Annotated in this window: 24 protein-coding genes; 9 read left to right on the forward strand and 15 right to left on the reverse strand. The window is 34.0% G+C overall.

The annotated features are described in order from the left end of the window. Positions 1–129: 129 nt before the first annotated feature. A complete protein-coding gene (locus tag ACFO3N_RS10480) occupies positions 130–465 on the forward strand; it encodes a tRNA-binding protein (RefSeq protein ID WP_379797521.1) in 336 nt (111 codons plus the stop codon). Positions 466–638: 173 nt separating this feature from the next. Here the strand turns inward: ACFO3N_RS10480 and ACFO3N_RS10485 are convergent, their stop codons facing one another. The 4 genes from ACFO3N_RS10485 to ACFO3N_RS10500 all read right to left on the reverse strand — a co-directional run bounded on the left by ACFO3N_RS10485 (position 639) and on the right by ACFO3N_RS10500 (position 4,402). Continuing rightward, complete coding sequence (locus ACFO3N_RS10485; protein WP_379797523.1) at positions 639–1,184, reverse strand: RBBP9/YdeN family alpha/beta hydrolase; 546 nt, start codon at positions 1,182–1,184, stop codon at positions 639–641. Between the two features lie 23 nt (positions 1,185–1,207). Beyond that, positions 1,208–2,032, reverse strand: coding sequence for an alpha/beta hydrolase (locus tag ACFO3N_RS10490; RefSeq protein WP_379797525.1), 825 nt, complete (start codon positions 2,030–2,032; stop codon positions 1,208–1,210). Positions 2,033–2,186: 154 nt separating this feature from the next. After that, entirely contained in the window at positions 2,187–2,555 is a 369-nt protein-coding gene (locus tag ACFO3N_RS10495) for a PUR family DNA/RNA-binding protein (RefSeq protein WP_095931384.1), read from the reverse strand. Positions 2,556–2,623: 68 nt separating this feature from the next. Beyond that, positions 2,624–4,402 carry an ABC transporter ATP-binding protein gene (locus ACFO3N_RS10500; RefSeq protein ID WP_379797527.1) on the reverse strand — a complete coding sequence of 593 codons (1,779 nt, stop codon included), beginning with the start codon at positions 4,400–4,402 and terminating at the stop codon, positions 2,624–2,626. A 203-nt stretch (positions 4,403–4,605) separates the two neighbouring features. Here ACFO3N_RS10500 and ACFO3N_RS10505 point away from each other — a divergent pair, with 203 nt between their 5' ends. The 3 genes from ACFO3N_RS10505 to yajC all read left to right on the forward strand — a co-directional run bounded on the left by ACFO3N_RS10505 (position 4,606) and on the right by yajC (position 7,325). Next, positions 4,606–5,712 (forward strand): Glu/Leu/Phe/Val family dehydrogenase, encoded by a 1,107-nt coding sequence (locus tag ACFO3N_RS10505; RefSeq protein ID WP_379797529.1) that lies wholly within the window; start codon positions 4,606–4,608, stop codon positions 5,710–5,712. 286 nt (positions 5,713–5,998) lie between these two features. Further along, positions 5,999–6,910: a transcription antitermination factor NusB gene (nusB, locus tag ACFO3N_RS10510; RefSeq protein WP_250835218.1), complete on the forward strand. Its 912-nt coding sequence runs from the start codon at positions 5,999–6,001 to the stop codon at positions 6,908–6,910. A gap of 139 nt (positions 6,911–7,049) precedes the next feature. Beyond that, entirely contained in the window at positions 7,050–7,325 is a 276-nt protein-coding gene (yajC, locus tag ACFO3N_RS10515; protein ID WP_053471036.1) for a preprotein translocase subunit YajC, read from the forward strand. A gap of 965 nt (positions 7,326–8,290) precedes the next feature. Here yajC and ACFO3N_RS10520 read toward each other — a convergent pair. The 5 genes from ACFO3N_RS10520 to ACFO3N_RS10540 form a co-directional block, all read right to left on the reverse strand. Further along, entirely contained in the window at positions 8,291–8,878 is a 588-nt protein-coding gene (locus ACFO3N_RS10520; RefSeq protein ID WP_379797531.1) for a YdeI/OmpD-associated family protein, read from the reverse strand. 1 nt (position 8,879) lies between these two features. Next, a complete protein-coding gene (gene pepT / locus ACFO3N_RS10525) occupies positions 8,880–10,157 on the reverse strand; it encodes a peptidase T (RefSeq protein WP_379797533.1) in 1,278 nt (425 codons plus the stop codon). A gap of 117 nt (positions 10,158–10,274) precedes the next feature. Next, positions 10,275–11,405, reverse strand: coding sequence for a formylglycine-generating enzyme family protein (locus ACFO3N_RS10530; RefSeq protein WP_379797535.1), 1,131 nt, complete (start codon positions 11,403–11,405; stop codon positions 10,275–10,277). Positions 11,406–11,503: 98 nt separating this feature from the next. After that, complete coding sequence (locus tag ACFO3N_RS10535) at positions 11,504–12,490, reverse strand: DUF6515 family protein (protein WP_379797537.1); 987 nt, start codon at positions 12,488–12,490, stop codon at positions 11,504–11,506. Between the two features lie 73 nt (positions 12,491–12,563). Further along, positions 12,564–13,784 carry an OprO/OprP family phosphate-selective porin gene (locus ACFO3N_RS10540; protein WP_095931391.1) on the reverse strand — a complete coding sequence of 407 codons (1,221 nt, stop codon included), beginning with the start codon at positions 13,782–13,784 and terminating at the stop codon, positions 12,564–12,566. A gap of 245 nt (positions 13,785–14,029) precedes the next feature. Here ACFO3N_RS10540 and ACFO3N_RS10545 point away from each other — a divergent pair, with 245 nt between their 5' ends. Beyond that, entirely contained in the window at positions 14,030–15,064 is a 1,035-nt protein-coding gene (locus ACFO3N_RS10545) for a quinone-dependent dihydroorotate dehydrogenase (RefSeq protein WP_379797539.1), read from the forward strand. On the opposite strand, the gene ACFO3N_RS10550 is transcribed toward ACFO3N_RS10545, so the two are convergent. Together ACFO3N_RS10550 and ACFO3N_RS10555 are read right to left on the reverse strand one after the other, a co-directional pair. Further along, positions 15,050–15,766, reverse strand: a complete 717-nt coding sequence (locus ACFO3N_RS10550) for a DUF3307 domain-containing protein (protein ID WP_379797541.1) — start codon at positions 15,764–15,766, stop codon at positions 15,050–15,052. The genes ACFO3N_RS10545 and ACFO3N_RS10550 overlap by 15 nt on opposite strands. After that, positions 15,763–16,377 carry a hypothetical protein gene (locus tag ACFO3N_RS10555; protein WP_379797543.1) on the reverse strand — a complete coding sequence of 205 codons (615 nt, stop codon included), beginning with the start codon at positions 16,375–16,377 and terminating at the stop codon, positions 15,763–15,765. Before ACFO3N_RS10555 ends, ACFO3N_RS10550 begins: the two co-directional genes overlap by 4 nt. A 211-nt stretch (positions 16,378–16,588) precedes the next feature. Between ACFO3N_RS10555 and ACFO3N_RS10560 the strand changes: the two genes are divergently transcribed. From ACFO3N_RS10560 to guaB, 4 genes are all read left to right on the forward strand, one after another. Next, complete coding sequence (locus ACFO3N_RS10560; RefSeq protein ID WP_379797545.1) at positions 16,589–17,455, forward strand: hydroxymethylglutaryl-CoA lyase; 867 nt, start codon at positions 16,589–16,591, stop codon at positions 17,453–17,455. A gap of 153 nt (positions 17,456–17,608) precedes the next feature. Beyond that, a complete protein-coding gene (locus ACFO3N_RS10565; RefSeq protein ID WP_379797547.1) occupies positions 17,609–18,085 on the forward strand; it encodes a hypothetical protein in 477 nt (158 codons plus the stop codon). After that, the gene (locus ACFO3N_RS10570; RefSeq protein ID WP_379797549.1) at positions 18,082–19,476 is read left to right on the forward strand and encodes a DUF5723 family protein; all 1,395 of its coding nucleotides are present in this window, start codon (positions 18,082–18,084) and stop codon (positions 19,474–19,476) included. The genes ACFO3N_RS10565 and ACFO3N_RS10570 overlap by 4 nt, the downstream gene beginning before the upstream one ends. A 198-nt stretch (positions 19,477–19,674) precedes the next feature. Continuing rightward, complete coding sequence (gene guaB, locus ACFO3N_RS10575; protein WP_095931398.1) at positions 19,675–21,147, forward strand: IMP dehydrogenase; 1,473 nt, start codon at positions 19,675–19,677, stop codon at positions 21,145–21,147. A gap of 55 nt (positions 21,148–21,202) precedes the next feature. Here the strand turns inward: guaB and ACFO3N_RS10580 are convergent, their stop codons facing one another. From ACFO3N_RS10580 to ACFO3N_RS10595, 4 genes are all read right to left on the reverse strand, one after another. Beyond that, on the reverse strand, positions 21,203–22,036 hold the full coding sequence (locus ACFO3N_RS10580) for a hypothetical protein (RefSeq protein ID WP_379797552.1): 834 nt from the start codon (positions 22,034–22,036) through the stop codon (positions 21,203–21,205). Positions 22,037–22,094: 58 nt separating this feature from the next. Continuing rightward, positions 22,095–22,343 (reverse strand): DNA-directed RNA polymerase subunit alpha C-terminal domain-containing protein, encoded by a 249-nt coding sequence (locus ACFO3N_RS10585; protein ID WP_379797554.1) that lies wholly within the window; start codon positions 22,341–22,343, stop codon positions 22,095–22,097. Positions 22,344–22,423: 80 nt separating this feature from the next. Then, complete coding sequence (locus tag ACFO3N_RS10590) at positions 22,424–23,554, reverse strand: FAD-dependent oxidoreductase (RefSeq protein ID WP_379797648.1); 1,131 nt, start codon at positions 23,552–23,554, stop codon at positions 22,424–22,426. A 96-nt stretch (positions 23,555–23,650) separates the two neighbouring features. Further along, complete coding sequence (locus ACFO3N_RS10595; RefSeq protein ID WP_379797556.1) at positions 23,651–24,241, reverse strand: TetR/AcrR family transcriptional regulator; 591 nt, start codon at positions 24,239–24,241, stop codon at positions 23,651–23,653. Between the last annotated feature and the right edge of the window lie 255 nt (positions 24,242–24,496).

Below are 24,496 nucleotides of genomic sequence, written 5' to 3' on the forward strand. Positions count from 1 at the left end.
TTATATCTTTTTACGTGAGTGTTTTCGTTTTTCTTCAAGTAAAATTAGCTCGTAAGTAAAAGAAATAGGTTATAGAATTAGGCGCATTAATTACAAAATTTATAGGTTTGTAAATAATACAATTTAGAAATGGATTTAACCTGGAATGAATTTGAGCGCACAGATATGCGCGTAGGAACTATTATTGAAGTCAATGATTTTCCTGAAGCAAGAAAACCTGCCTACCAATTAACGATCGATTTTGGCTCGAAAATCGGAATTAGGAAATCATCTGCGCAAATTACCAAACGATACCAAAAGGAAGATTTAGTAAATCGTCAGATTGTGGCGGTTGTCAATTTCCCCAAAAAACAAATCGGAAAGTTCATGAGTGAATGTCTTGTTCTTGGTGCCGTAGGCGAGGAGGGAGACGTAATTTTATTGGCTCCCGATTTTAAGATTCCTAATGGATTACGTATTGGGTAAGTGTTCAGTGGTCAGTTTATTAGTGATCAGTTTTAAAGAGTGAAAGTTATCAGTGTTCAGTTTCTTAGTGATCAGTTTTAAAAGAGCGAAAAGAAATCAGTGTTGAGCTTTCTTTAAAAATGAATACTGAATACTAAAAAAAAACTGAACACTGACCACTAAAATACTGACCACTATTCAATCCTTTCAATCAACTTCTGCAAAATAACCTGTCCTTCTTCCCAATATTTTAAATCAGAATCAGAATTAATGTGACCTTGTTGGCCAACATTTACAAAATCACTTCCCCATTTTTCAGCGAAATATTTTTTTCTTTCAAAAGAAGCATAAGGGTCATTTTCGCTTGCCACGACTACCGAAGGAAAAGGCAATTTATAAAGCGGAATCGGCGAAAAATTTCTGGTGCATTCTGGCGTGTGTTCTGGCGAATCGACATCTGCAGGAGCGACTAAAAAAGCACCGATAACATTCGGGTTATTGTATTTTTCTGCCCAATGCAAAACCAATGATATGGCTAAACTATGCGCCACTAAAATAGTTGGTTTATTAAGTTTAGAGATATTCTCGTTTAATCGGTCAAGCCATTCTTCTAGAATGGGCTCGTCCCAATTATCTTGTACAACACGAATCGAGTTTTCGAATTTTTGATGCCAAAAGGTTTGCCAGTGTTTCTCTCCAGAATCTCCAAGTCCTGGTATAATTAATAGTTGTGTCTCCATTGCCGTGGAATTTTATTTAGTGATTATTTTTTAGTTTCTTTCAAAATTCGGTTTACTTCATTTACCAAAAGAGGAAAAGCAGGTTCTGTCATGCCGTGGTTGTAACCGTCTAATTCGTAAAGTTTAGTTTGTGTATGTCCGACCAATTTCATCATTCTTGCCAAGTAGGCGTTTTCTTCATAGCGGCCAAGCATTTCTAATTCACGATCTCCAGTAATTAATAATATTGGCGGCGCATCTGCACGAACATGATATAAAGGAGCAAATTCATCAATTGTTGGTTGTTTTTCTGGAATTCCTTTTTCTCTTCTTATTTCGAAATGAGTAATACATTGACTGCTAAACGGAATAAGACCGGCGATTTGATTGGCATCAATTTTTTCCTTTTCAAGCCATTTTTTATCTAACCCAATCATCAAACCGAGATAAGCTCCAGCAGAATGTCCAGAGACAAAAATCTTTGTTTTGTCGCCTCCATAATTAGCAATATTGTTAAAAGTCCATGCAACTGTTGCAGCTGCATCTTCAATGGCTTTTGCAGCTTTTGCTTTTGGCGAAAGCCTATAATTAACTCCAATAATAGCAAAACCTTTATTTTTTAAAGCTTCAGGAATTTCTTTGTTTCCGCCAGTTAATCCGCCGCCGTGAAACCAAACGATTGTAGCAAATCCGGTTTTATTTTTTGGATAGTAAATATCTAGCACACATCTTTCGTTGATATATTTGTCTGATTTATTTACCGATGCATTATAATATTGAATGTTGTTTTTCGTTTCATATTCTATATTCTGTGCAGAAAGAGAAATTCCGAAGAAGATGAAACTTAAAAGAAGAATTAATTTTTTCATTTTTATGGAAGTTGAATGTTATAAGTTATAAGGTGTAAGTTATGACGTTTAACTCTTAACCTAATAACTTTTAACTTTATACGAAAACTAAATATATAAAAAAAGTCCAAAATGCAGAACAAATTGGACTTCTACTTTATGTAGATGATTTTGATTAAATATCGTCAAAATCGATATCTGTAAAACTAGATCTTTGACTTTCAGTTTTTTCAGAACTGTATTCTTTTTTAAAGTCTTTTTGGTGTCTTTCAGAAATTACTTCTTCGCCTTTGTGGTTTAAAACATAAGAAGTCATTTCCTCTAATATTTCGGCAAAAGCACTAAAATCTTCTTTGTATAAGTAAATTTTGTGTTTTTTGAAGTGAAAAGAACCATCTTCCTCAGTAAATTTTTTGCTTTCGGTAATAGTAATGTAATAATCATCAGCTTTGGTAGCTCTCACATCAAAGAAATAAGTTCTTCTTCCTGCTCGTAATACTTTAGAAAAAATCTCTTCTTTTTCTAACATGTCATTTTCTCTCATAATACGTTCTATCATTTTTGGAATTAATAGTACTCAAAAATCATAAAAATTTATCTATTACGCAACAATTAAAGTAATTCTTTTTCCGAAAGTTGTTTTAAATATAACGCCGAATAATATCCTTCTTGATTTATTAATTGATTATGAGAGCCTTGTTGAATTATCCTACCATTTTCTAATATGATAATTTTGTCTGCATTCTTTGCAGATGATACACGATGACTCACAATTATAGTGGTTTTATCTTTAGAAATTTCAAATAAATTGTTCAAAATCATTTCTTCGGTTTCGGTATCGACAGCAGACAAACAATCGTCAAAAAGTAAGATTGCAGGGTTTTTAATAATGGCTCTAGCAATAGAAACACGCTGTTTTTGCCCACCCGAAAGCGTGATTCCTCTTTCTCCTAAAACGGTGTCGTACTGTTTATTAAAGGCGATAATATTGTCGTGAACCACCGCGTTTTTAGCAGCTTCGATTACTTCATCATCAGTAGCATTTTGATTTCCGAATTTGATGTTGTTTTTAATCGTATCCGAAAATAAGAAAGCATCTTGAGGCACGATTCCGATGTTGTTGCGAAGATCATTTAAGTTTAAAGTACTGATTTCGTTTTCATCAATTTTAACTTCACCTTCGGTTACATCATATAGTCTCGAAATCAAAGAAAGAATAGTCGATTTTCCAGAACCTGTTTTTCCTAATATCGCTAATGTTTCTCCTTTTTTTACTGTAAAAGAAACATTTTTTAAAGCTTCAATATTAGTGTCCTGGTAAGTAAAAGAAACATTTTCGAAAGAGATATTTCCTTGGATAGCAGATGAGTTTTCGTTGTTGTTTTTGATTTCTGGTTCAATTTTTAAGAATTCATTCAAGCGTTTTTGAGATGCTTCTGCTTCTTGAACCATAGAAGAAACCCATCCTAAAGAAGCAACTGGCCAAGTCAGCATATTTACATATAAGATAAATTCTGCAATTGTCCCAATATTAGAAATGCTTCCATTAATATACATTACACCTCCAAAATAGATTACAACCAAATTACTGATTCCGATAAGCGCAATCATTAAAGGTCCAAATAGAGATTGAACTCTTGCAAGACTTAAACTTTTACGTTTGCTTTCTTCAGCCAAATCAACCATATTGTTTTGATGCTGATTTTCTAACGAATAGGCTTTTATTACGCGAATTCCTGAAAAAATTTCCTGAGTAAAACTGGAAACTTTAGAAAGGTATTGTTGGAAAGTGGTACTTCTTTTATTGATTTCAGAGCTTAACTTGAAAATGCAATATGAAAGAATTGGCAAAGGCAATATAGTATATAAAGTAAGAAGTGGCGATACATTATACATATATATTATAACGATCGCAAAACGAATAAATGTATTAATAGTATACATTACTGCGGGCCCAACATACATACGAACTTTGGAAACGTCTTCGCTAATACGGTTCATTAAATCTCCCGTTCTATTTTGTTTGTAGAAATTCTGAGAAAGATTCTCGTATTGTCTGAAAACTTCATTTTTTAAATCAAATTCAATATGACGTGACATTACGATCAAAGTCTGGCGCATTAGAAACGTCAGAAAACCTGCGACAATCGTAGTTCCAATGATAAGTAGCACATTATGAATGAGATCCTGACGAAAACTAGCGATTACAGCTTCGGAGTTTTGCTCTGCAACAGAAAGTTTATCAAAATTTTCAATAGCATTTAAAGACTTACTGATAAGTTTTGGTGTAAATAAAGAAAATATTTGTGCGATTATGGTTATTAAAATACCTGCAGAGAAACTGTATTTATATTTAATGAAATATTTATTTAAATAGCTTAATTCTTTCATTTTTTTAAGAAATCTAATATTGAATTGATTTGTTTTTAAGAATTATTATTAAAGAAAATTATAATAATTTGCGATTTAATCAAAACAATTATATTGTAATATTGTTATTTTAAAGATAAAAAATTAGCACATGTGTATTTTTTAATTATGTTTGAGAAGTCTTTTTGACGAATTCATAATTTTAACTAATTTATACTAGCGCTATGGATGCAACTTTCGCAACTGGAAAGGAACTTCAAAAAATGGATCCTGTTTTTGGACAGTTGTCTTTTGACGATCACGAACAAATTGTATTTTGCAATGACAAAGATACAGGTTTAAAAGCAATTATTGGTATTCATAATTCGGTTATGGGACCAGCTTTGGGAGGAACCAGAATGTGGAATTACAACACAGAATGGGAAGCTTTAAATGACGTTTTACGCCTTTCGAGAGGTATGACGTTTAAATCGGCTATTACTGGACTGAATATTGGTGGTGGTAAAGCAGTTATTATTGGTGATGCTAAAACGCAAAAAACTCCTGAGTTAATGCGTAAGTTTGGAGAGTTTGTTCACTCATTAAGCGGAAGATATATTACAGCAGAAGATGTCGGAATGGAAACTAAAGACATGGATACTGTAAGAGATGTAACGCCTTACGTTACTGGTATTTCTGAAGAAAGAGGTGGTTCTGGAAATCCTTCTCCAATTACAGCTTACGGTGTTTATTTGGGTATGAAAGCTGCTGCTAAAAGTCAGTTTGGAAGTGATGTTTTAGAGGGTAAAAAAGTTTTGGTACAAGGAATTGGACACGTTGGTGAAACTTTGGTTGAGTATTTAACTAAAGAAGGAGCGCAGGTAACTATTTCTGATATCAACGAAGAAAAATTATTCCAAGTTGCTTCAAAATACAATGCAACAATTTATACTGGTGAAGATTTATATACTGCAGATGTTGATATCTATGCGCCATGTGCGATGGGAGCGACAATTAATGATAATACAGTAGATAAAATTAAAGCAAAAGTGATTGCTGGTGCAGCCAACAACCAATTAGCTGATGAGAATGTTCACGGGGCAAGATTACAAGAAAGAGGAATTTTATATGCTCCAGATTTCTTAATCAATGCGGGTGGAATTATCAATGTTTATGCTGAATTAGCTAACTACGGTAAAGCTGAAATCATGACTAAAACAGAGAATATCTACAATACAACTTTAGAAATTATTGATTTCGCTGCTAAAAACGGAATCACAACGCATAAAGCGGCTCTTACTATTGCTCAAAATCGTATCGATCAAAGAAGAATCGAGAACGCTAAGAAGTAATTAAGTGTTCAGTGTTCACTTTTTTAAGTGTTCAGTCTTAAAGTCTCAGTTTACAGTTTAATCTGTAACTGAGATTTTTTTTGTGCATGTTTGGTACTGCCCACTAAAAACTGCTCACTGACCACTATAAATAGAGACTAACCGCTAAATTCTGAAAACTAACCACTAAAACAACTACTTTTTTACGAATTAATTTTAAAATACGTATCAAAAGTTATACTTTTGCAGACTAATTTTTAAATGTTCTTACAAGGTGGTAAATAGAAGACACATACGCGTTAAAGTAATGCAATCCATTTATGCAATGCACCAAAGCGGTTCTGATAACATGGAAAAAGAAGAGAAATTTCTTTTCTACAGCATTGATAATATTCAGGACTTATATCTTATAATGCTTTCTTCATTGATAGAAATTTGCAAAAAAGAAGCTGTCTATTTGCATCTGTCAAGCAAAAAACACCTGGCAACTGCCGCAGAACGTAATCCGAATGAAAAATTTGTAAAGAATAAAATTTTTCAACTTCTTGCTGAAAGCAATTCTCTTAGTATCGCTTTAGAAAATCGTAAAATCAATAACTGGTCATTGAACGATGATTATATTATTTTGCTTTTAAATGATGTTAAAGCAAGCGATATCTATCAAAAATATATGAGCAATAACGTAAATACGTTTGAAGAAGACAGACAATTTATTATTGATTTGTTTGAAAATGTTATTGTTCCAAATGAAAAATTATACGAGTACTTAGAAGACGATAAATTGACTTGGGTTGATGATATTCCTGTTGTAAATACTCATATTGTGAAACAATTGAAAGCAATTAAAACAGAAGATCCAGATGATTTTAGAGTGCCTAAATTGTATAAAGATGTTGAGGATAAAGATTTTGCAAAAGATTTATTTAGAAGAACAATTTTAAATGAAACGGCATTTGCAAAAGAATATGAAGATAAAACACCAAATTGGGACAGTGATCGTATTGCCGAGATTGATACTATTATCTTGAAAATGGCAATTTGCGAGTTTATTAAATTCCCTTCAATTCCAGTAAAAGTAACTCTTAACGAATATTTAGAAATTGCGAAAGAGTATTCTACACCAAAAAGTAGTATTTTTATCAACGGAATTTTAGATAATCTTGTTAAAGAGCTTACTGCCAATAAAAAGATGATAAAAGCGGGAAGAGGCTTGATGTAAGATTTAAAATAATCAATTTTTTAAATTGCTTCGCCTATTCACTATCGCTCGAGTCCAAATTCCAACTGCTTTGTCTCTCTGAGCGAAGTCGAAGAGCTAAAAAAAAATATTAAATATAAATCAAAAACAAATTTAAATTATGGGACAATTAACTCAATTTGCGCCATTTCTTTTGATGTTCGTGGTAATCTATTTCTTCATGATCAGACCACAACAAAAAAGAGCTAAAAACGAAAAAGAATTTGAAAGCAGCCTAAAAGTAGGTGACAAAATAGTAACAAAAAGTGGTTTCCACGGTAAAATCGCTGAATTAGCAGAAACTACTGTTGTAATCGAAACTATGTCAGGAAAATTAAAATTAGAGCGTTCTGCAATTTCTCTTGAATTGAGCGCTGCTTTGAATAAAAAAGCTTAATTTTTTTTTAAAAATTACAATATTTAAAATCCCAAATTCCAAATATGGAGTTTGGGATTTTTTTATTTTATTCTCGGTAATCTTGTTATCCTGACGAAGGAAGTATCACACGCGAGAATCGACAAAGATTGTCCTCTATACTTTGCAGAATTTCTAGTGTGATCCTTGCTTCGCCAAGAATGACAAAAAAAGAAAGACCTTTGTCAAAGTTTTAAGCTTGGACAAAGGTTTAATATAGTTTTGGAGTTTGAGATTTTTTTTATCCATTTTTGTCATTTCGAACGAAGAGAGAAATCTTCGCAAGTAGCTCTACAAAGATTTTAAATTTACTGTATTAAAAATATAGCCAGTGGTTTCAACCACTGGGATATAGATTGTGATTATGATTGCGTTCCCGTGGTTGAAATCAGGTCAATATGGATTATGATTGCGTCCCGTGGTTGAAACCACGGGTTATATTTACCAGATGATGTGTTCTCTATTATAAAAAAAACCTTTGTCAAAGTTTAAAACTTTGACAAAGGTTCTCGTATAGTTTTGGAATTTGGAATTTTCTCCACAGACTTCGGAATTGGAATAGTGGAGTTTGGGACTTTTTTCACCCATTTTTGTCATTTCGACCGAAGGGAGAAATCTCCACAAGTAGCTCCTCAAAGATTTTAATTCATTGTATGAAAAACATAGCCCGTGGTTTCAACCACGGGAAACGGATAGCAATTATGATTGCGTCCATTTTTATCTCGTCGATCTAATTGATAAATAATTTGTTACAGTGATGTCATCCTGACGAAGGAAGGATCACACGCGAGAATCGACAAAGATTGTCCTCCATACTTTGTGGAGTTTCTAGTGTGATCCTTCCTTCGTCAGGATGACAAAAAAAGAAAAACCTTTGTCAAAGTTTTAAACTTTGACAAAGGTTCTCGTATAGTTTGGAATTTGGAATTATCTAAATTGAAATTTATTTATCGATATTTATCATTCAATCCAACATTCGCCAAAATCATCGGAATCACTTTTTCAATTCTCGAAAGCTTTGTTTTTTCCTGTTTAGCCGATTCAATATATTCTAAAAACTCATATTGTTTATATGGAGAAAACTTCGAAAAAGCTTCTTTTAAAGCTGGATTTTGAGTCATTTCATTTTCTAAAAGTTCAGATACAATAGCTTCTTTTTTAGAAGGTTTAATAACTTTTCCTTGCTTTTCGTTTTCAATTGCTTCTTGAATGTATTCTAAGACTTCTTTTTCGTTTACTTCATCTTTAGAAGTAAAACGCCATTGGCGCATCGATTTTGTTTTGTCTTCCTGAGCGTTGATTAATCTCTTTTTCTCATCTTTCAGAAATACGCCATTTAAAAACCAAATTGCAAAATAATTTTTAAAACCTCCAATTCCGATAACATTTTTTTTGTTGTAAACATAAATAGGACCTCCCCATTTTATGGTTTCAACCAGCTCAGTTTTATCAATAATCGATTTTAGAAAAAGAAGTTCTTCTTCCCATTGATTGACTTTATCCCAAACGTGTTTTTTATCAGAATTCGGTTCCACTTTATCTTTTTCTTTTAGATTTTTCTGTTGTATCAAAAATTCCTGGTATAGCAGTCAACTCGGCAATTTTTACAATTACATCAGTTGCTTTTTGGATACTTTCTGCAGGAACATATTCGTATTTTCCGTGAAAGTTATGTCCACCAGCAAAAATGTTCGGACAAGGTAGTCCCATAAAAGACAATTGAGAACCGTCTGTTCCGCCTCGAATAGGTTTGATGATCGGCTTGATGTTTAATTCTCTCATTGCTTTTTCGGCAATATCTACAATATGTTTTACAGGAAGAACCTTTTCTTTCATATTATAATATTGATCTTTAACTTCAGCAACAACAATATCTTCGCCAAATTTCTTCGCGAATTTTTTATTGAATTGTTTCGCCAATTTATGAATCAATTCTTTTCTTTTTTCGAATTTCTTTCTGTTGTGATCACGAATAATCAATTCTAAAACTGTCTCTTCAATGTTTCCTTTGATATGATGAACGTGGAAAAAACCTTCATAACCTCTAGTTTCCTGCGGCGTTTCACCTTTTGGAAGTTCGTTAATGAAATCATTTGCTAAAAGCATAGAATTGATCATTTTTCCTTTAGCGTAACCTGGGTGAACGCTTTTTCCTTTAAAAGTGATTTTAGCTCCAGCAGCGTTGAAATTTTCGTATTCTAATTCTCCAATCTGACTTCCGTCCATTGTGTAAGCCCATTGTGCTCCAAATTTTTCTACATCAAAATGATGCGCGCCACGGCCGATTTCTTCATCGGGAGTAAAACCGATTCTGATTTTTCCGTGTTTGATTTCTGGATGTTGAATAAGATATTCCATTGCTGAAACGATTTCTGTAATTCCGGCTTTATCATCAGCTCCTAATAAAGTTGTTCCATCAGTTGTAATGATCGTTTGCCCTTTATATAATAATAAATCTTTAAAGTAATCTGGAGATAAAATAATGTTTTTCTCAGCATTCAATACGATATCTTTTCCGTCGTAATTTTCAACAATCTGAGGTTTTACATTTGCTCCGCTAAAGTCTGGCGAAGTGTCAAAATGAGAAACAAAACCAATAGTTGGTACTTCATGATCAACATTACTTGGCAGCGTCGCCATGATATAAGCTTTGTCATCAATCGTTACATCTTCAAGGCCAACTGCTTTTAATTCGTCAACTAATTTATTGGCAAGATTCCATTGTTTTTGCGTACTTGGTGTTGTTTGTGAATTTGGATCCGATTCCGTATCAATCGTTACATAACTGATAAAGCGATCTATGATATGTTGCATTTTTTTGAATTTTTAGCAAATATAGAAAAATTTTTCTGCTAAGAAATTTAGCTTTCGATATCTGAATTATTAAAAAAGGGATTCTAAATTGAATCCCTTTTTGGTATTTTGAGTTTGTTATTTGCTTTTTACACATCTAAAACCTACGTGGTTTGCAGCAGATCTGATTTCGCCTTTTCCTCTTGTTCCAACCATGTATCGCGTGCAATATTGATCTGTACATAAGAATGAACCGCCACGATGAACACGTTTTATTTCAGTAGGGTCGTTTGGATCATAATAAGCGTCTGGACCTTGCGGATTTTTTGTTACTTTTCCGCTTTCTGCTAATGATTTGTAATAATCTACACTATACCAATCGTGTACCCATTCCCATACATTTCCAGCAATATCATACAAACCATATGCATTTGGAGCGTATTGTTTTGTTGGAGCAATTCCTTTGAAACCATCTTCTCCTGTATCGCCATCTTTAATAGGGAAGTGTCCTTGGTAAATATTAGCTTGAAATTTTCCTTTAGGTTTTAAATCATTTCCCCAAGCATATAGATTTCCAGTTTTACCGCCTCTTGCTGCAAATTCCCATTCTGCTTCTGTTGGAAGTCTTTTTCCGGCCCATTTTGCGTAAGCTTGAGCATCTTCATAAACGACATGAACAACAGGATATTTTTCTTTTCCTATAATGTTGCTTTGCGGGCCTTCAGGGTGTCTCCAATCTGCACCTGGTTCATAACGCCACCATTGCAAGAAATTATTCAAATTAACTGCGGATGGTGTAGGAGTGAAGACCACAGAACCTGTCACTAAATCTTCTTCGCTTGCTGATGGAAATTCCTCTTTTGTTGGTTTTTGTTCGGCAACAGTTACATATCCTGTGGCTTTTACAAATTTTTCGAATTCTTCATTGGTTACTTCAGTTTCATCCATATAATAGCCATCAAGATACACTCTATGAATTGGAGCTGCATCTTTCGTTACGCCTTTAATGCTGCACAGACTTTCGTCTTCAACATTAGTTCCCATAGAAAATTCGCCACCAGGAATCCAAACCATACCTTTTGGTGCTTTTTCTGCAGGTTTAAATTTATTTTCGACAGTTGGTTTAAATTCAGATTCAACATTACTTGGCGCATCATGACATTCTGCTGCTGTTGTTTCAGCTTTAGTTGTAAATCTGGTATAACTGTAAGCGATTGAAATAATGGATAATGTGAGTAACGCAAAAATCCAAAAGGTTTTGTTTTTCATGGTTTATTTATTTTTGAGCTTATAATGGTTATCAATAGTGGGCATAAAATTAGGTAAAATTACTTTTATAGTATAGTAATTTTATAGAATTAATAAAATTAACTATCTTTTTCAACTTGGACGACTTCGTATTTGTCTTTGCCATCAACTTGCACGGGTTGATAGTAGGTTTCTCCAAATTTTACATATTTTACATCGCCTATAGTCACTTCTTCTCCGCCTTCTGGTAGTTTCTCTACTATTGTTCCGGCAGTAGGGGCAACGACAGTATATTTTTCTCCATCTTTTTCATAATACGTTCCGCCATAATAGTAATTATTTACCGTTCCGGTATTAACCGTTTCTGCTCCGCTTGGAATGTTATTTACAGTACCGCCAACTGGCGCAGGTACGGCAGTGTAACCACCGTTGGTCGAAGTATACCAAACGCCTTGATCGTAATGGTATTTATTGTTTTCAACACTGACAATAATAGCAGTAGTTGCGAGAGTGGCGACAAAAAATCCCCACGGATGCCAAACAGGTCCCCAATAAAAAGGCACATAGGGACGCGGATAATACGGATGATAACAGTTGTATCTATAACCGCCATACACATAAGGTGGGCGTGTATATGGTCTATATCCTGGACGAACTACTGTATTTCGATTATTGCGAACATGAACGCTATTGTTAACATTAATATTGACATTATTTCTGTTTCTATTAACCGTATTGCCGCTTATGTTGGTGTTTCTGTTGCCAACATTATTTCTGTTTACGGTATTGTTTCTATTTACCGTATTGTTTCTGTTGGAATTGTTTGTAGGTCTGGTTATTTGAGTTCCTGAGTTATTTGCCCCAGGTCTAGTTGTTGCTGGTCTAGTTGTTGTCGCTGGCCTTGTTGTGCTAGGTCTTGTCACATTTGGCCTAGACTGTGTAGCAGGTCTTGCCGGACGACTTTGTACTGCACCGCCGCCTCTATTGAATCCGCCACCGCCACCACGATGGCGTTGTGCTAAACTGTCAACAGAAATAAACAAAAAAGCTCCAGTCAAACACATTAAAAGTGCCAGTTTTTTTACTGTTTTCGATATACTTTTCATATTCAGTAATTTATGTGATTTAAAGTTATGAAAAAAAAATGTCCGTTTTGAATTAATGGATTAAAAGTTTGATTTATAATGAGATATCCCATTGTATTCTAAATCGCCATCCTTGCTGTAAGGAAAGTGTTTTGTCTTGAAAAGTAAAATAACTCACCTCTGAGGTCAGTTTGTTTTTGTGTCCTTTAAAAAACCAGTTAAAAGCCAATGTAGATTCGTCTTGTCTATTTTCTCTTATCGAATTATCGGGCCTGTAAGCAGCATGACGACCAGCCATTTCTAAGTGTTTTGGCCACCATTCGAAAACATTATGAAAAAAATAGCCTGCCTGAACGTAATATCCTTTCATTATGGTTGTGTCATCATTGTTTATTTTATCAATAATTTCTTTGGTATGTAATTCGCTTTGCCAAGAAAAACCACGATACATAAAAGCAGTTTCAAAATTCCATTGATTGACTCTGTATTGTCCCGGTAAACCATTTTCAAATCCGTCTAGAGACCCTCCTCCCGCTTGAGAGAAACGGGTATAAGGGCTTCGGTTGGTTATGGCTGAAAAGGCTATAATCGGAGTGAGTTTTTCGTGAAATTCTAAATCACAGCCTTCAAAATCAAGAAATCTTCCTAAAAAATTCCATTGTGCTCTTCCAAAATACATTAAATGATTATCGTCATTAGAGGTGCTTCCTCGTCCTGTTCCTGTCAAAGCTGCAGCCCAATAATTAAAATCGGCAATTCCAGCTCCTTTTAAATGCCCGTAAACTTCAACTCCCAATTGTCTGTCTACCGTAAAGGGACGATTAATTAAAGATCGCTCAACCATTTGCTGTTCGCCACTGCTTATGAAACGTTCGCGTGTAAATTCTGTTTTCCATTGTCCAACTTTAAAACTCAGCCAATCCCACTTTTCAATCATAATTCTGAAATCAAGTAAGTTGGACTGACTCAATTCATATTCCCAATAATATTTCAGCCAAGGTTCAAAAGCATGGCCGCCAATTTTTAGCCTAGCACGATTTATTTTAAAAGTCGTTTTAGCATCTTGACTGTAATCGTCATAAGTTAAAGGATCTGTATCGTAAGGAGTGGAGAAACGAAATTGGAACCGGCTTTGTAGTTGAAAAAGGAACTTTTTGTCTCGGGTTTCCAATTCAATTCCTTTACTGCCATACCGAACATTCATCAGCTTTGTAGTATCTTTTTCTTGTTGCGAAAGCCCTTTATAGCTAATTGCTAATAGCAGAGCTAAAAGGACGTTTTTAAATTTTAGATTTACGATTTTTTCTTTATACATAAGTGTGATGGTTTGTATAAAAGATTTTGTTAAGCATCTCAAAATTAAATAATAAATGAACGAGAGTTGATTGTTGATAAGCTTGAACTGGTTTCAAATTATAACTTGCAACATGAAAAAGCAGAACTATGTAATTTATAAATTAAAGAATTAAACAAAATAGAAATTATTTGTTTTCGTAAAAAGACACCTTTTTAAACTATAATATCTAAATTTGCAGCCAAAATAACAACAACACAACTCTTATGTATAAATTGATAATTCGTCCGATACTTTTTTGTTTTGATCCTGAAAAAGTGCATTATTTTACTTTCTCATTTGTAAAATTCATTTCAAAAATACCTGGCGTTTCGGCAATTATAAGATCAATTTATGAGGTAAAAGATGCTCGATTAGAAAGAGAAGTTTTCGGAATTAAATTTAAAAATCCGGTTGGACTTGCAGCTGGTTTTGATAAAGATGCAAAACTATACAAAGAACTTGGCGATTTTGGTTTTGGTTTTATCGAAATCGGAACGGTAACGCCAGTTGGACAAGAAGGAAATCCGAAGAAACGTTTGTTTAGATTAAAAGAAGACCAAGCAATTATTAACCGAATGGGATTTAATAATGGTGGTGTTCTAGAAGCGGTAGAACGTTTGAAAAAGAATACTGGTGTTTTAATTGGTGGAAATATCGGAAAAAACAAAGTAACCGATAACGAAGATGCCGTTAAGGATTATATCATTTGTTTTGATGCGCTTTTTAATCACGTAGATTATTTTGTAGTGAATGTAAGTTCACCAAACACACCAAATCTAAGAGCTTTACAAGACAAAGAGCCTTTGACGGCTTTATTGCAGACTTTGCAAAATAGAAATGTAGAAAAGCAAAAAACAAGCACACAAAAAGTAAAACCAATTCTTTTAAAAATAGCTCCAGACTTAACAGATGAGCAATTATTAGATATTATTGATATTGTAAAAACAACTCAAATTGCAGGTGTAATTGCTACAAATACTACAATTTCAAGAGAAGGATTACAATCTGCAAACCAAACAGAAACTGGAGGTTTGTCTGGAAAACCATTAACGAAACGTTCTACAGAAGTGATTCGTTTTCTATCTGAAAAAAGCAATAAAGCATTCCCAATTATTGGAGTAGGAGGAATTCATTCTGCAGACGATGCAATTGAAAAACTAAATGCAGGAGCAAGTTTGGTGCAGTTGTACACTGGCTTTATTTACGAAGGTCCAGCTTTGATAAAAGCAATTAACAAAAAGGTTTTAGGGCAGTTGTAAAAGTAGTGCTTGGACTAAAAGGCCTGCTATTATGGCAATACCAAAACTGATTAAAGTTCCGATCATTACATATTCGGTTAATTTTCGGTCTTTGGCTTCTTTTAAATCACCGAACCTAAAAATAGATTTAGCGGCAAGCAGAAATCCAATTGCTTCAAAGTGAGCAGTAAGAATAAAACAAACGACCAAAAGACGTTCTAAAATGCCAATGTAATTTCCTGCACTGGCAAGAGAATTGTCTTTTTGGCTGATTTGGTTTTCAGGACTCCAAATCGAAATAATGGTTTTGATAAAAATGGAAGAAGGTTTGGTAACCAATATAATCCCAGTTATTAAAATCCAGAATTCATTATCAGACCAGAAATTGACGATGGTTTTGTTTTGATAAAGCAATACAACTCCAATTAAAATCAAAACATGTGCAATTTGGTCTACTACAAACCATGTGCGTTTTGTTTTTGCTTTTTGGAAATTGAGTTTTATCAAATCGACAATTCCGTGCGTAACAGCAATTAAAACAGCATAAGGAATAAAACTGATTTCTCCTGCCAAAATAGCAGCTAAAACTCCATGAAGTAAAATATGAACATATAAGTAAACGCTTTTATGTTTTTTAGTTTCTTTATCGGCTACCCAAGAATTAGGCTGCCAGATAAAATCTCCTAATAAATGAGCGAGAAGCAGTTTTATAAATAAAATCATGAGGCTGTAAGTTGTTTTATTTGTGTTCTAAAATAACGATCTAAATTCATAACCAAATCAAACTGAGCGCGTTTTTGTCTTCGGCTCACAGCAGCTTGGTTTATGCCTAGTTTTTGTCCTAATTCTTCTTGCGATAAAGTTGGATTTTCTATTGCCAGAGCTACAAATTCTGCCGATTGAACCAGCCAGCTGTCCATAAAAGTTAACGCTAGCTGTAACATTAAATTCAGTTTTTCATCGAAATCTAAATCTCCTGTTCGCATCGCCAAAGTGACTTTTTGTTTTTTCAAAGTTTCAAAAAGTTCACCAGAATTGATGAACGCAGAACCATTACTTTCAGAAATACGTGCAGCATTGTGCGTTTTATTTCCAAAACCAATACTCATTCGAGCATCAGATTTTATGGATCTTAAATGCGCTTTTATTAAAATCGCAGTCAGTAAAGCATCTTCGGGATTACTAACTTCAATTTGAAATTCGTCACCTCGATATACTTCCCACTGATTTGGAGTTTTGCCAAATGGAGCCAAGATCTTCTTTAAATCCTCGACCCAATGCTGAGATTCCTGTTGTCTTGAACCAATTATGTCGCCTGTAATTACACTAGTCATAACTCAAATATAAGTAAAAAAATTATAAATTTTCTATTACAAATATACGTAATAAATTTTATTATTACGTTTTTTGGTAATAATTTAAAATATTACACTTTTTGGTAATTTTTAAAAATATGATTCTATTTTGTAATAATAGACTTCAAATAAAAATCTCTTTTATTTCATTAAAAAAGAAACTAACTTAGCCTTTACAAAAGAATATGCTTTGAGTAAAGAAATCAAAATTATCGAATGCCCTAGAGATGCCATGCAAGGCATTAAGGCTTTTATTCCGACAAAAAATAAAGTTACTTACATACAAGCTTTGTTACGAGTTGGCTTTGATACAATCGATTTTGGAAGTTTTGTTTCTCCAAAAGCTATTCCGCAAATGCAAGATACTGCTGAGGTTCTAGAGCAGTTAGATTTGTCTCAAACAACAAGTAAATTGCTTTCTATTATTGCCAATACACAAGGCGCTATAACAGCTGCAAATTATGAGCAGATTCAATATCTAGGTTTTCCATTTTCTATTTCAGAGAACTTTCAAATGCGTAATACGCATAAAACTATTGCAGAATCTTTGGTTACCTTAGAAGAAATTCTGGAAGTTGCCGATAAGAAAAATAAAGAAGTTGTGACCTATCTTTCCATGGGTTTCGGAAATCCTTATGGAGATCCGTGGAATGTTGAAATTGTAGCAGAATGGACCGAAAAACTGGCAGCAATGGGCGTAAAAATTTTATCGCTTTCTGATACTGTTGGAACTTCTACGCCAGAAGTAATTACATATTTGTTTTCAGATTTAATTCCGAAATATCCTGAAATTGAGTTTGGAGCCCATCTTCATACCACGCCAGAAAGCTGGTTCGAAAAAATCGATGCTGCGGCAAAAGCAGGCTGCATTCGTTTTGATGGAGCTATTCAAGGTTTCGGAGGCTGCCCAATGGCAACCGATAAATTAACAGGAAATATGCCAACAGAAAAACTCGTTTCCTATTTTACTGCCAATAAAAAAATAACCGGACTCAATTTTCTTAGTTTTGAAAGCGCATACAATGAAGCTTCAAAATTGTTTGGAAAGTTTCATTAAAAAATAGTTATATTTTCTTACCTTAGATAATGATTGTTTGCATAATGCGTTACATTTATTATTGCTATAGTTATTATCATGAGGTCAAGCCCATTAAATAAAATTTCGAGCCTATTATTTTGTACCTTTTTATTATTTTCCTGTTCAAGCGATTTGAATTTTGATCAGGTAAACGATTTTAAGATAGAGCCTGTTTTTGTAGCCAATCTTGCGTATTTTAATATTCCGGCCAATAGACTTATAGACGATGGAGGAACTAATGTCTATCCAGATGTTAGAGACTTTGATGTTTTTAAAGAGAAATTCTTTACCGAACGTCTTAAAAAAGCAGAGTTTGATTTTGAAGTCGAAAATAACATCAATCGTGCTTTCGTTTTAAATATGCTTTTGCTGAATGATCAAAATGAGGTTTTGCAAACTATATCTTTTACAGTTCCATCTTATAAAGGAACACCAAATGTTATAAAATATCCAACAGAAGTTTTTGAAAATGCTCGATTGGATCTTTTAAAACAAACTCAAAAAATTGGTTTTGTGGTAGTAATTGCCTCAGGGCCTCCATTAAATAGCCAGAGTGAAGGAAATTTAAAATTAAGATCAAGTGCAACGGCTTATTTAGTAATCGAATGAGAAAGGCGCTACTACTTTGCTTGTTTTTTCCTATTTTCTGTTTTGCCCAAAACAGAGAATTGTTGTATAATTTCACGTCAATTCCGCAGTCTTCGCTTGTAAATCCAGGAGCAGATGTTTCGTATAAATACTATTTTGGATTTCCCGTTTTGTCTGGAATTTCAGCTAATGTCGGATCTAGCAGTTTCTCAGCCTATGATCTGTTTTCAGACGACGGAGTCGATTTTAATCAAAAGGTTAGAGATGTTGTAAATAAATCTTCCAGCAGAGATAAAATAGTTACCAATCAGCAATTGGAAATATTTTCTGGCGGATTTAGAATTGGAGGCAGAGAAAGCCGTTCTTATATTTCCTTTGGATTGTATCAGGAATTCGACTTCTTTATGTTTGTTCCCAAAGACCTTGCTTTACTGGCTTTAAACGGAAATCGAGATTATATCGGAAAATCATTTAATCTAGGCGATTTAAGCATGAAAGCCGAAGTGCTTTCTGTTTTTCATGTTGGTTTTCATAAAAAACTCAATGACAAATTTGTTTACGGAGGTCGCGCTAAAATCTACTCAAGTGGTGCAAATGCAACTTCTACAAAAAACTCAGGTTACGTCTATACAGGCGAGGAGCCAGGAACACCAAACTTGTACAGTCAGGTTATTTCTTCCAATTTAGAATTGAGAACATCTGGTCTTGCCCGTTTTACAAAAGATGAATATGAAGGAAATGTAGTTCGTGATATTGCCAATAACACCTTTTTTAACGGAAGTCTAGGTTTTGGAATAGATGCCGGAATTACCTATTATATAAAAGACAATTTACAGTTTACCGCAAGTGTTATAGATTTGGGTTTTGTGAGGCAGACCAAAGATATTGAAACACTTACCTATAAAGGAATTTACCGTTACAATGGTGCAAATCCGGATTTTATGGGGACAGATGATCCTGAAAATGTTTTTGACGAATTTGACAAAGCAATACCAAGAGATACACTTTATAATAAGTATACCACTTGGCGCCCAACAAAACTTTACTCTTCTATAGAATATTCATTTGGAGAAGCGCGTCCAGATGACGAATGCAATTGTCATGGAAAAGTCAATAAATATTATAAAAATGCGGCAGGAGTACAAGTTTTTGCAATGTCTGCCCCTCGAACACCTTTGTTTGCGATAACCGCTTTTTATAGAAGAAATATTTTTAAAAAATTAGATTTTAAAGCAACCTATACCTTAGATACTTTTTCAAATAAAAACGTCGGATTAGGACTTGCCGGAACAATTGGTCCAGTAAATATTTATGCTCTGGTCAATAATGTTTTAGAATATAAAGACATTTCCAAAGCCAGCAGTGCCGCCTTTCAACTCGGAATCAATTTTGTTTTTCAAGACAAAGAATAGAAATTTTCAATTTTTTAAATTCCAACATATAAACTATGGAGTATTAGAATTTAGGTTAAGTTTTGGAATTTGGAATTTAATTATTGAAGTTTTAAAACCGTAAGGTTTTTCGTGTAAAGTCAATTTTATGAATAAGTTAGTATTCAAGTTTCCAATTTATTCACTATATTTGCACGCAATTCAACTAGAAATTGCAACATGATAGCACACAACTCCAAGATTATCGGCGAAGGTTTAACTTACGACGATGTATTATTAGTACCTAACTACTCGAATGTGCTTCCTCGCGAAGTGAGCATTAAATCAAAATTCTCAAGAAACATTACATTAAACGTTCCAATTGTATCTGCTGCTATGGATACAGTAACTGAAAGCGCAATGGCAATTGCTATGGCACAAGAAGGCGGAATAGGTGTTTTACATAAAAATATGACTATCGAACAACAAGCAGGAAAAGTTCGAAAAGTAAAACGTGCAGAAGCAGGTATGATTATCGATCCGGTAACATTACCAACCAACTCTACAATTGCTGATGCAAAAAATGCCATGAAAGAATTCGGAATCGGTGGTATTCCAATTGTTGACGAAAATAGAATCCTTAAAGGAATTGTTACTAATCGTGACTTACGTTTTGAGAAAAACGGTGCGAGACCAATCGCTGAGGTTATGACAAGCCAAAACTTAGTAACTGTAGCAGAAGGAACTTCACTTGAGCAAGCTGAAGTAGTTTTGCAAGGCCATAAAATCGAAAAATTACCAGTTGTAAATGCTCAAAATGAATTAGTTGGTTTAATTACTTTTAGAGATATTACAAAACTGACTCAAAAACCAATTGCTAATAAAGATAGTTTTGGTCGTTTAAGAGTTGCTGCTGCAATTGGAGTTACTGGAGATGCTGTTTTAAGAGCAGAAGCTTTGGTCGCTGCAGGTGTAGATGCAATTATTATCGATACAGCTCACGGACATACAGAAGGTGTGGTGAATGTACTGAAAGAAGTAAAATCAAAATTCCCTCAAATCGATGTAATTGTTGGAAACATTGCAACTCCAGAAGCGGCTAAATATTTAGTAGAAAATGGTGCTGACGGTGTAAAAGTTGGAATCGGACCTGGTTCTATCTGTACAACTCGTATCGTTGCAGGTGTTGGTTTTCCTCAATTCTCAGCAGTTTTAGAAGTTGCAGCGGCAATTAAAGGAACTGGAGTTCCAGTTATTGCAGATGGTGGAATTCGTTATACAGGAGATATTCCTAAAGCAATCGCTGCGGGTGCCGACTGTGTAATGTTGGGTTCGTTACTTGCAGGAACAAAAGAATCTCCAGGAGAAACTATTATTTTTGAAGGAAGAAAATTCAAATCTTACCGCGGAATGGGTTCTGTTGAAGCAATGCAAACAGGATCTAAAGATCGTTATTTCCAAGATGTTGAAGACGACGTTAAAAAATTAGTTCCAGAAGGAATCGTTGGACGTGTTCCTTACAAAGGAGAATTAAACGAAAGCATGCTTCAGTTTATTGGAGGTCTACGCGCAGGTATGGGATACTGTGGTTCTAAAGATATTCCAACTTTACAAGAATCTGGACGTTTCGTTAGAATCACTTCTAGCGGAATTACAGAAAGCCACCCGCATAACGTGACGATTACAAAAGAAGCTCCAAATTATTCTAGATAATTTTAAGTTTTGATATAAAACAAAAGGCGTAAGATTTTTTTCTTACGCCTTTTGTTTATTTGCCTTTTGATATGGTTGATGTTTGTTTGAAATCACTTTTAGATTTTAAATCTAAGGCAAAATCAGTGTGTTTTAAACCGAGAGTAAAATCCATTTCTAAATTGTTTTCGCTTATAAAATGATTGGGGATATCATAAATCAAATTGCCTTTTCCAATCCCAGATCCGTTGGTTTCAAATCTATTGTCAGACATTTTTATGGTGTAAGTCTGCGTAATATCAAAGAAAGCATTTTTAGAATTAAAGCTTTTTAAATTGTAGACAGTAGTAATTTGCATTTCAATATTTATGCCTGCGATAGGCAATGTCAATGGGCTTTCTTGAGTAAAAGATTCACCTATTTTTAGCTTTTTATGCGGAAGAGCCAATTGTGAAAATGTGTTTTTAACCATTTGAAAAACAGTATTTTTAAAATCCTCTTCCATGTCTTTAGAAACAATAGAATCTATTTCTGGCATAGTAGATAAGGAAGCTTTTCCATAAATCAGGGTGCCGTTTGGAATTATCGTTTTTCCATCGACATCTACAGATTTCAGGTATTCAATTGTTATTGGGAAATTACCGCTTTTATCACTTTTACCAGTTTTAGAAACCGTTTCTAAATTAAAGACAGTTTTTATTTTAGAAGGATTTTGTACTTTATTACTCTTTAAGGTTTCTAAGAACGTTTCGCTACCAGAATACATAACTTCATAATCGGATGAATTAATCGTGGTTTGAAGATAATTGGTTTCTGGAGCATAGCCAGCTTTAAAATCTAAAATTTGGTTAGATTGGGCATGGTTTAAAAATGTAACAAAAGAAAGAAGAAATAAAAATAGTCTTTTCATAAGTAGTTCAAAGCGCTTTTTTTCGCTTAGAAAACGAAAGTAAGAAATAAAAACTACTTTATAGGTTAGAATTATTTTCTTTAAAAGCAAGACCATTCTTTCTTAACTCTTCCAAAAGTTTTGGCAAACTGCTTGGACCAATTCCGTGCAAAGACATAATTTCTGCTTGAGTATATTGTGATAAATCTTCTACAGTTTTAATGCTTTTACTTTCTAAAGCTCTTCTTGCAGGTGCAGATAAAATAGATAAAAATCCCAGATTTGGGCTTTTTTTCAGCTTCGCAAATAGGACAAGTAGGGCAGTCACTAGTTTTAAAATAGTGATGCCCTTTTTTGCAAGTTCTATTATTTTTTGAAAGGTTCATTATAACTATAAAGCTATGAAATTTATTCGTAACGGCTGTTTAGAATATCTTCAGCCACAATATCCGAATGCAGTAAATCTTCCATTTTCTTTGTCATACGCTGTGCTTCTAATGCATAGCCGAACATTTTTTTCTCGTAATCAGCGATTGCTTCATCAATTGTTTTAAATTTTCCGTTGGTTAAATTTTGGGTTAAATGGAAAGCATCAAACAAGCCCATATTTACACCTTCGCCTGCAAATGGAGGCATTAAATGTGCTGCGTCGCCAACAAGTGTAAGATTTGAATGTTCTTTCCAAGATTCTTCCAAAGAAAACAATCTTAAAGGCAAACCAGAAAACTCCGTAGAAGCGGCAAAGAATTTTTTGTAATCATCTCCCCAATTTTCAAAAGTTTGATTCAAAAAAGAAATCACAGATTGATCATCTTCAAAATTAATCCCGTGGTTCGAAACCCAATCTTCATCGGCTTTAAAAGAAACTCCAAAATGAACAGAACCATCGCGCATGGTATGAGTGTAAAACATTTTGTGTTCTCCCATTGCCATCACATTTCCGTTTCCGTATTTTGGTTTAAATTCTGGATAATCTTGATCAGGATTCATAATTTCTCCTTGAATAATATAAGTTCCAGAAAGCTGAGGTTCTTGATCGCTCACAAATTTTCTAGCGTTCGATCTTCCGCCATTTGCAACGATTACAAAATCGGCAGTTGCTGTTGTGCCATTTTTGAATTCTAAAACATATTGGTCTTCAAGTTTTTCAATATTAATTAGTTGGCTATCCCAAACTACTGTATTTTCGGTTAGATTCTCCAGCATAATTTTTCGAAGATCGTTACGGTCAATTTCTGGGCGCGAAAAAGCATTAGTTTCATCAGGCATTTCGTCAGAAGTAATATTTCCGTTCATATCAGCCATTTTTTCTCCAGTTGGTCGTGCGTATTTTTTAAATTCCTCCATTAAACTCGCTTTCTGAATCGCAAATTGACCAGAATCAGAATGAATGTCCAAAGTTCCTCCAGATGTTCGCGCTTGTGCATTAATGTCTCTTTCATAAACCGTAACATCTGCACCATTAATTTGTAAAATTCTTGCAGTGGTTAGCCCAACAGGTCCGCCACCAATAATGGCGATTTTTTTATTTTCTATAATGAAGTTTTCATTTTATTGAAATTATATTGTATTTAATCTGTTATTGCTATTGATATTGATTTTGTTATTGCTATTGATATTGCTATTGAATTTTAATCAGGGAGTTAATGCTTTTAAAACAAGGTTAAAAGCTTCATTTTTAATCTTGTCATTGAGAAAGAAAGATTTTCCAGACATTGATTTTCCATCTCTATGAAATTCTAAAAGAGAATAAAGTGAGCCGTAAGCAATACTCCAAAATACTTCATAAGGGACAGAAATGAGTTCTTTTCGCTCAATTGCCAAAACCATAAATTCAGTCATCATTTGCTTGTACTTTCCTGTTACTTCTTGTAGGATTGCATCGCCGTGAGTAGAATGTCTTAAAAGTTCAAAACAGGTAGTTTGTAGTGGAAAATTGAGATTGAAATAAATACGATTTTCCCATTGATTTCGTAATCCTTCTCTAAAAGACATATCTGTAGCGAAACCATCAAACATCTTTTCAAAGAAATTTTGACCGATTTCAATTCCAATTTTGCGAATCAGATCTTCTTTATCCGAATAATAGATGTAAAGTGTTGCTACAGAAACACCGCATTCTTTAGCCAGACGATTCATTCCAAAGCCTTCTATACCTTGTGCAACGATCATTTCTATTGCTTTTTGCTTTACAATTTCTTCTTTATTTGTATCTCTAGTTCTCATAATTCTAACTAATTATGATGCAAAGATATAAATAATAAATGAACGATCGCTTATTTATGGATTTTTTTGAGATGCTAAGGTTCTAAGGGGTTGAGGTTCTGAGTTTTTTTTATTTAGGTTCAAAGGTGCAAAGAGACAGAGGCTAAAGACTTGAAAGTGTGAATTGCCTCCAGCTTTAGCAGGAGGTTTAAGAAAGGACAAAGAGAAGGGCTTTAGCCAAATTTTAGGTTTAAAAGCAAACAAAAAAAAAGCTGA

Origin of the sequence: Flavobacterium chungangensis (assembly GCF_042654045.1) — a bacterium.
In the GTDB taxonomy this organism is placed as follows: Bacteria; Bacteroidota; Bacteroidia; order Flavobacteriales; family Flavobacteriaceae; genus Flavobacterium; species Flavobacterium chungangensis.

Excerpts from the sequence above, each read along its gene's own strand:
- ACFO3N_RS10480 (WP_379797521.1), top strand. The coding sequence starts at position 130 with ATGGATTTAACCTGGAATGAATTTGAGCGCACAGATATGCGCGTAGGA.
- ACFO3N_RS10485 (WP_379797523.1), bottom strand. The coding sequence starts at position 1,184 with ATGGAGACACAACTATTAATTATACCAGGACTTGGAGATTCTGGAGAG.
- ACFO3N_RS10490 (WP_379797525.1), bottom strand. The coding sequence starts at position 2,032 with ATGAAAAAATTAATTCTTCTTTTAAGTTTCATCTTCTTCGGAATTTCT.
- ACFO3N_RS10495 (WP_095931384.1), bottom strand. The coding sequence starts at position 2,555 with ATGAGAGAAAATGACATGTTAGAAAAAGAAGAGATTTTTTCTAAAGTA.
- ACFO3N_RS10500 (WP_379797527.1), bottom strand. The coding sequence starts at position 4,402 with ATGAAAGAATTAAGCTATTTAAATAAATATTTCATTAAATATAAATAC.
- ACFO3N_RS10505 (WP_379797529.1), top strand. The coding sequence starts at position 4,606 with ATGGATGCAACTTTCGCAACTGGAAAGGAACTTCAAAAAATGGATCCT.
- nusB (WP_250835218.1), top strand. The coding sequence starts at position 5,999 with ATGCAATCCATTTATGCAATGCACCAAAGCGGTTCTGATAACATGGAA.
- yajC (WP_053471036.1), top strand. The coding sequence starts at position 7,050 with ATGGGACAATTAACTCAATTTGCGCCATTTCTTTTGATGTTCGTGGTA.
- pepT (WP_379797533.1), bottom strand. The coding sequence starts at position 10,157 with ATGCAACATATCATAGATCGCTTTATCAGTTATGTAACGATTGATACG.
- ACFO3N_RS10530 (WP_379797535.1), bottom strand. The coding sequence starts at position 11,405 with ATGAAAAACAAAACCTTTTGGATTTTTGCGTTACTCACATTATCCATT.
- ACFO3N_RS10535 (WP_379797537.1), bottom strand. The coding sequence starts at position 12,490 with ATGAAAAGTATATCGAAAACAGTAAAAAAACTGGCACTTTTAATGTGT.
- ACFO3N_RS10540 (WP_095931391.1), bottom strand. The coding sequence starts at position 13,784 with ATGTATAAAGAAAAAATCGTAAATCTAAAATTTAAAAACGTCCTTTTA.
- ACFO3N_RS10545 (WP_379797539.1), top strand. The coding sequence starts at position 14,030 with ATGTATAAATTGATAATTCGTCCGATACTTTTTTGTTTTGATCCTGAA.
- ACFO3N_RS10550 (WP_379797541.1), bottom strand. The coding sequence starts at position 15,766 with ATGATTTTATTTATAAAACTGCTTCTCGCTCATTTATTAGGAGATTTT.
- ACFO3N_RS10555 (WP_379797543.1), bottom strand. The coding sequence starts at position 16,377 with ATGACTAGTGTAATTACAGGCGACATAATTGGTTCAAGACAACAGGAA.
- ACFO3N_RS10570 (WP_379797549.1), top strand. The coding sequence starts at position 18,082 with ATGAGAAAGGCGCTACTACTTTGCTTGTTTTTTCCTATTTTCTGTTTT.
- guaB (WP_095931398.1), top strand. The coding sequence starts at position 19,675 with ATGATAGCACACAACTCCAAGATTATCGGCGAAGGTTTAACTTACGAC.
- ACFO3N_RS10580 (WP_379797552.1), bottom strand. The coding sequence starts at position 22,036 with ATGAAAAGACTATTTTTATTTCTTCTTTCTTTTGTTACATTTTTAAAC.
- ACFO3N_RS10595 (WP_379797556.1), bottom strand. The coding sequence starts at position 24,241 with ATGAGAACTAGAGATACAAATAAAGAAGAAATTGTAAAGCAAAAAGCA.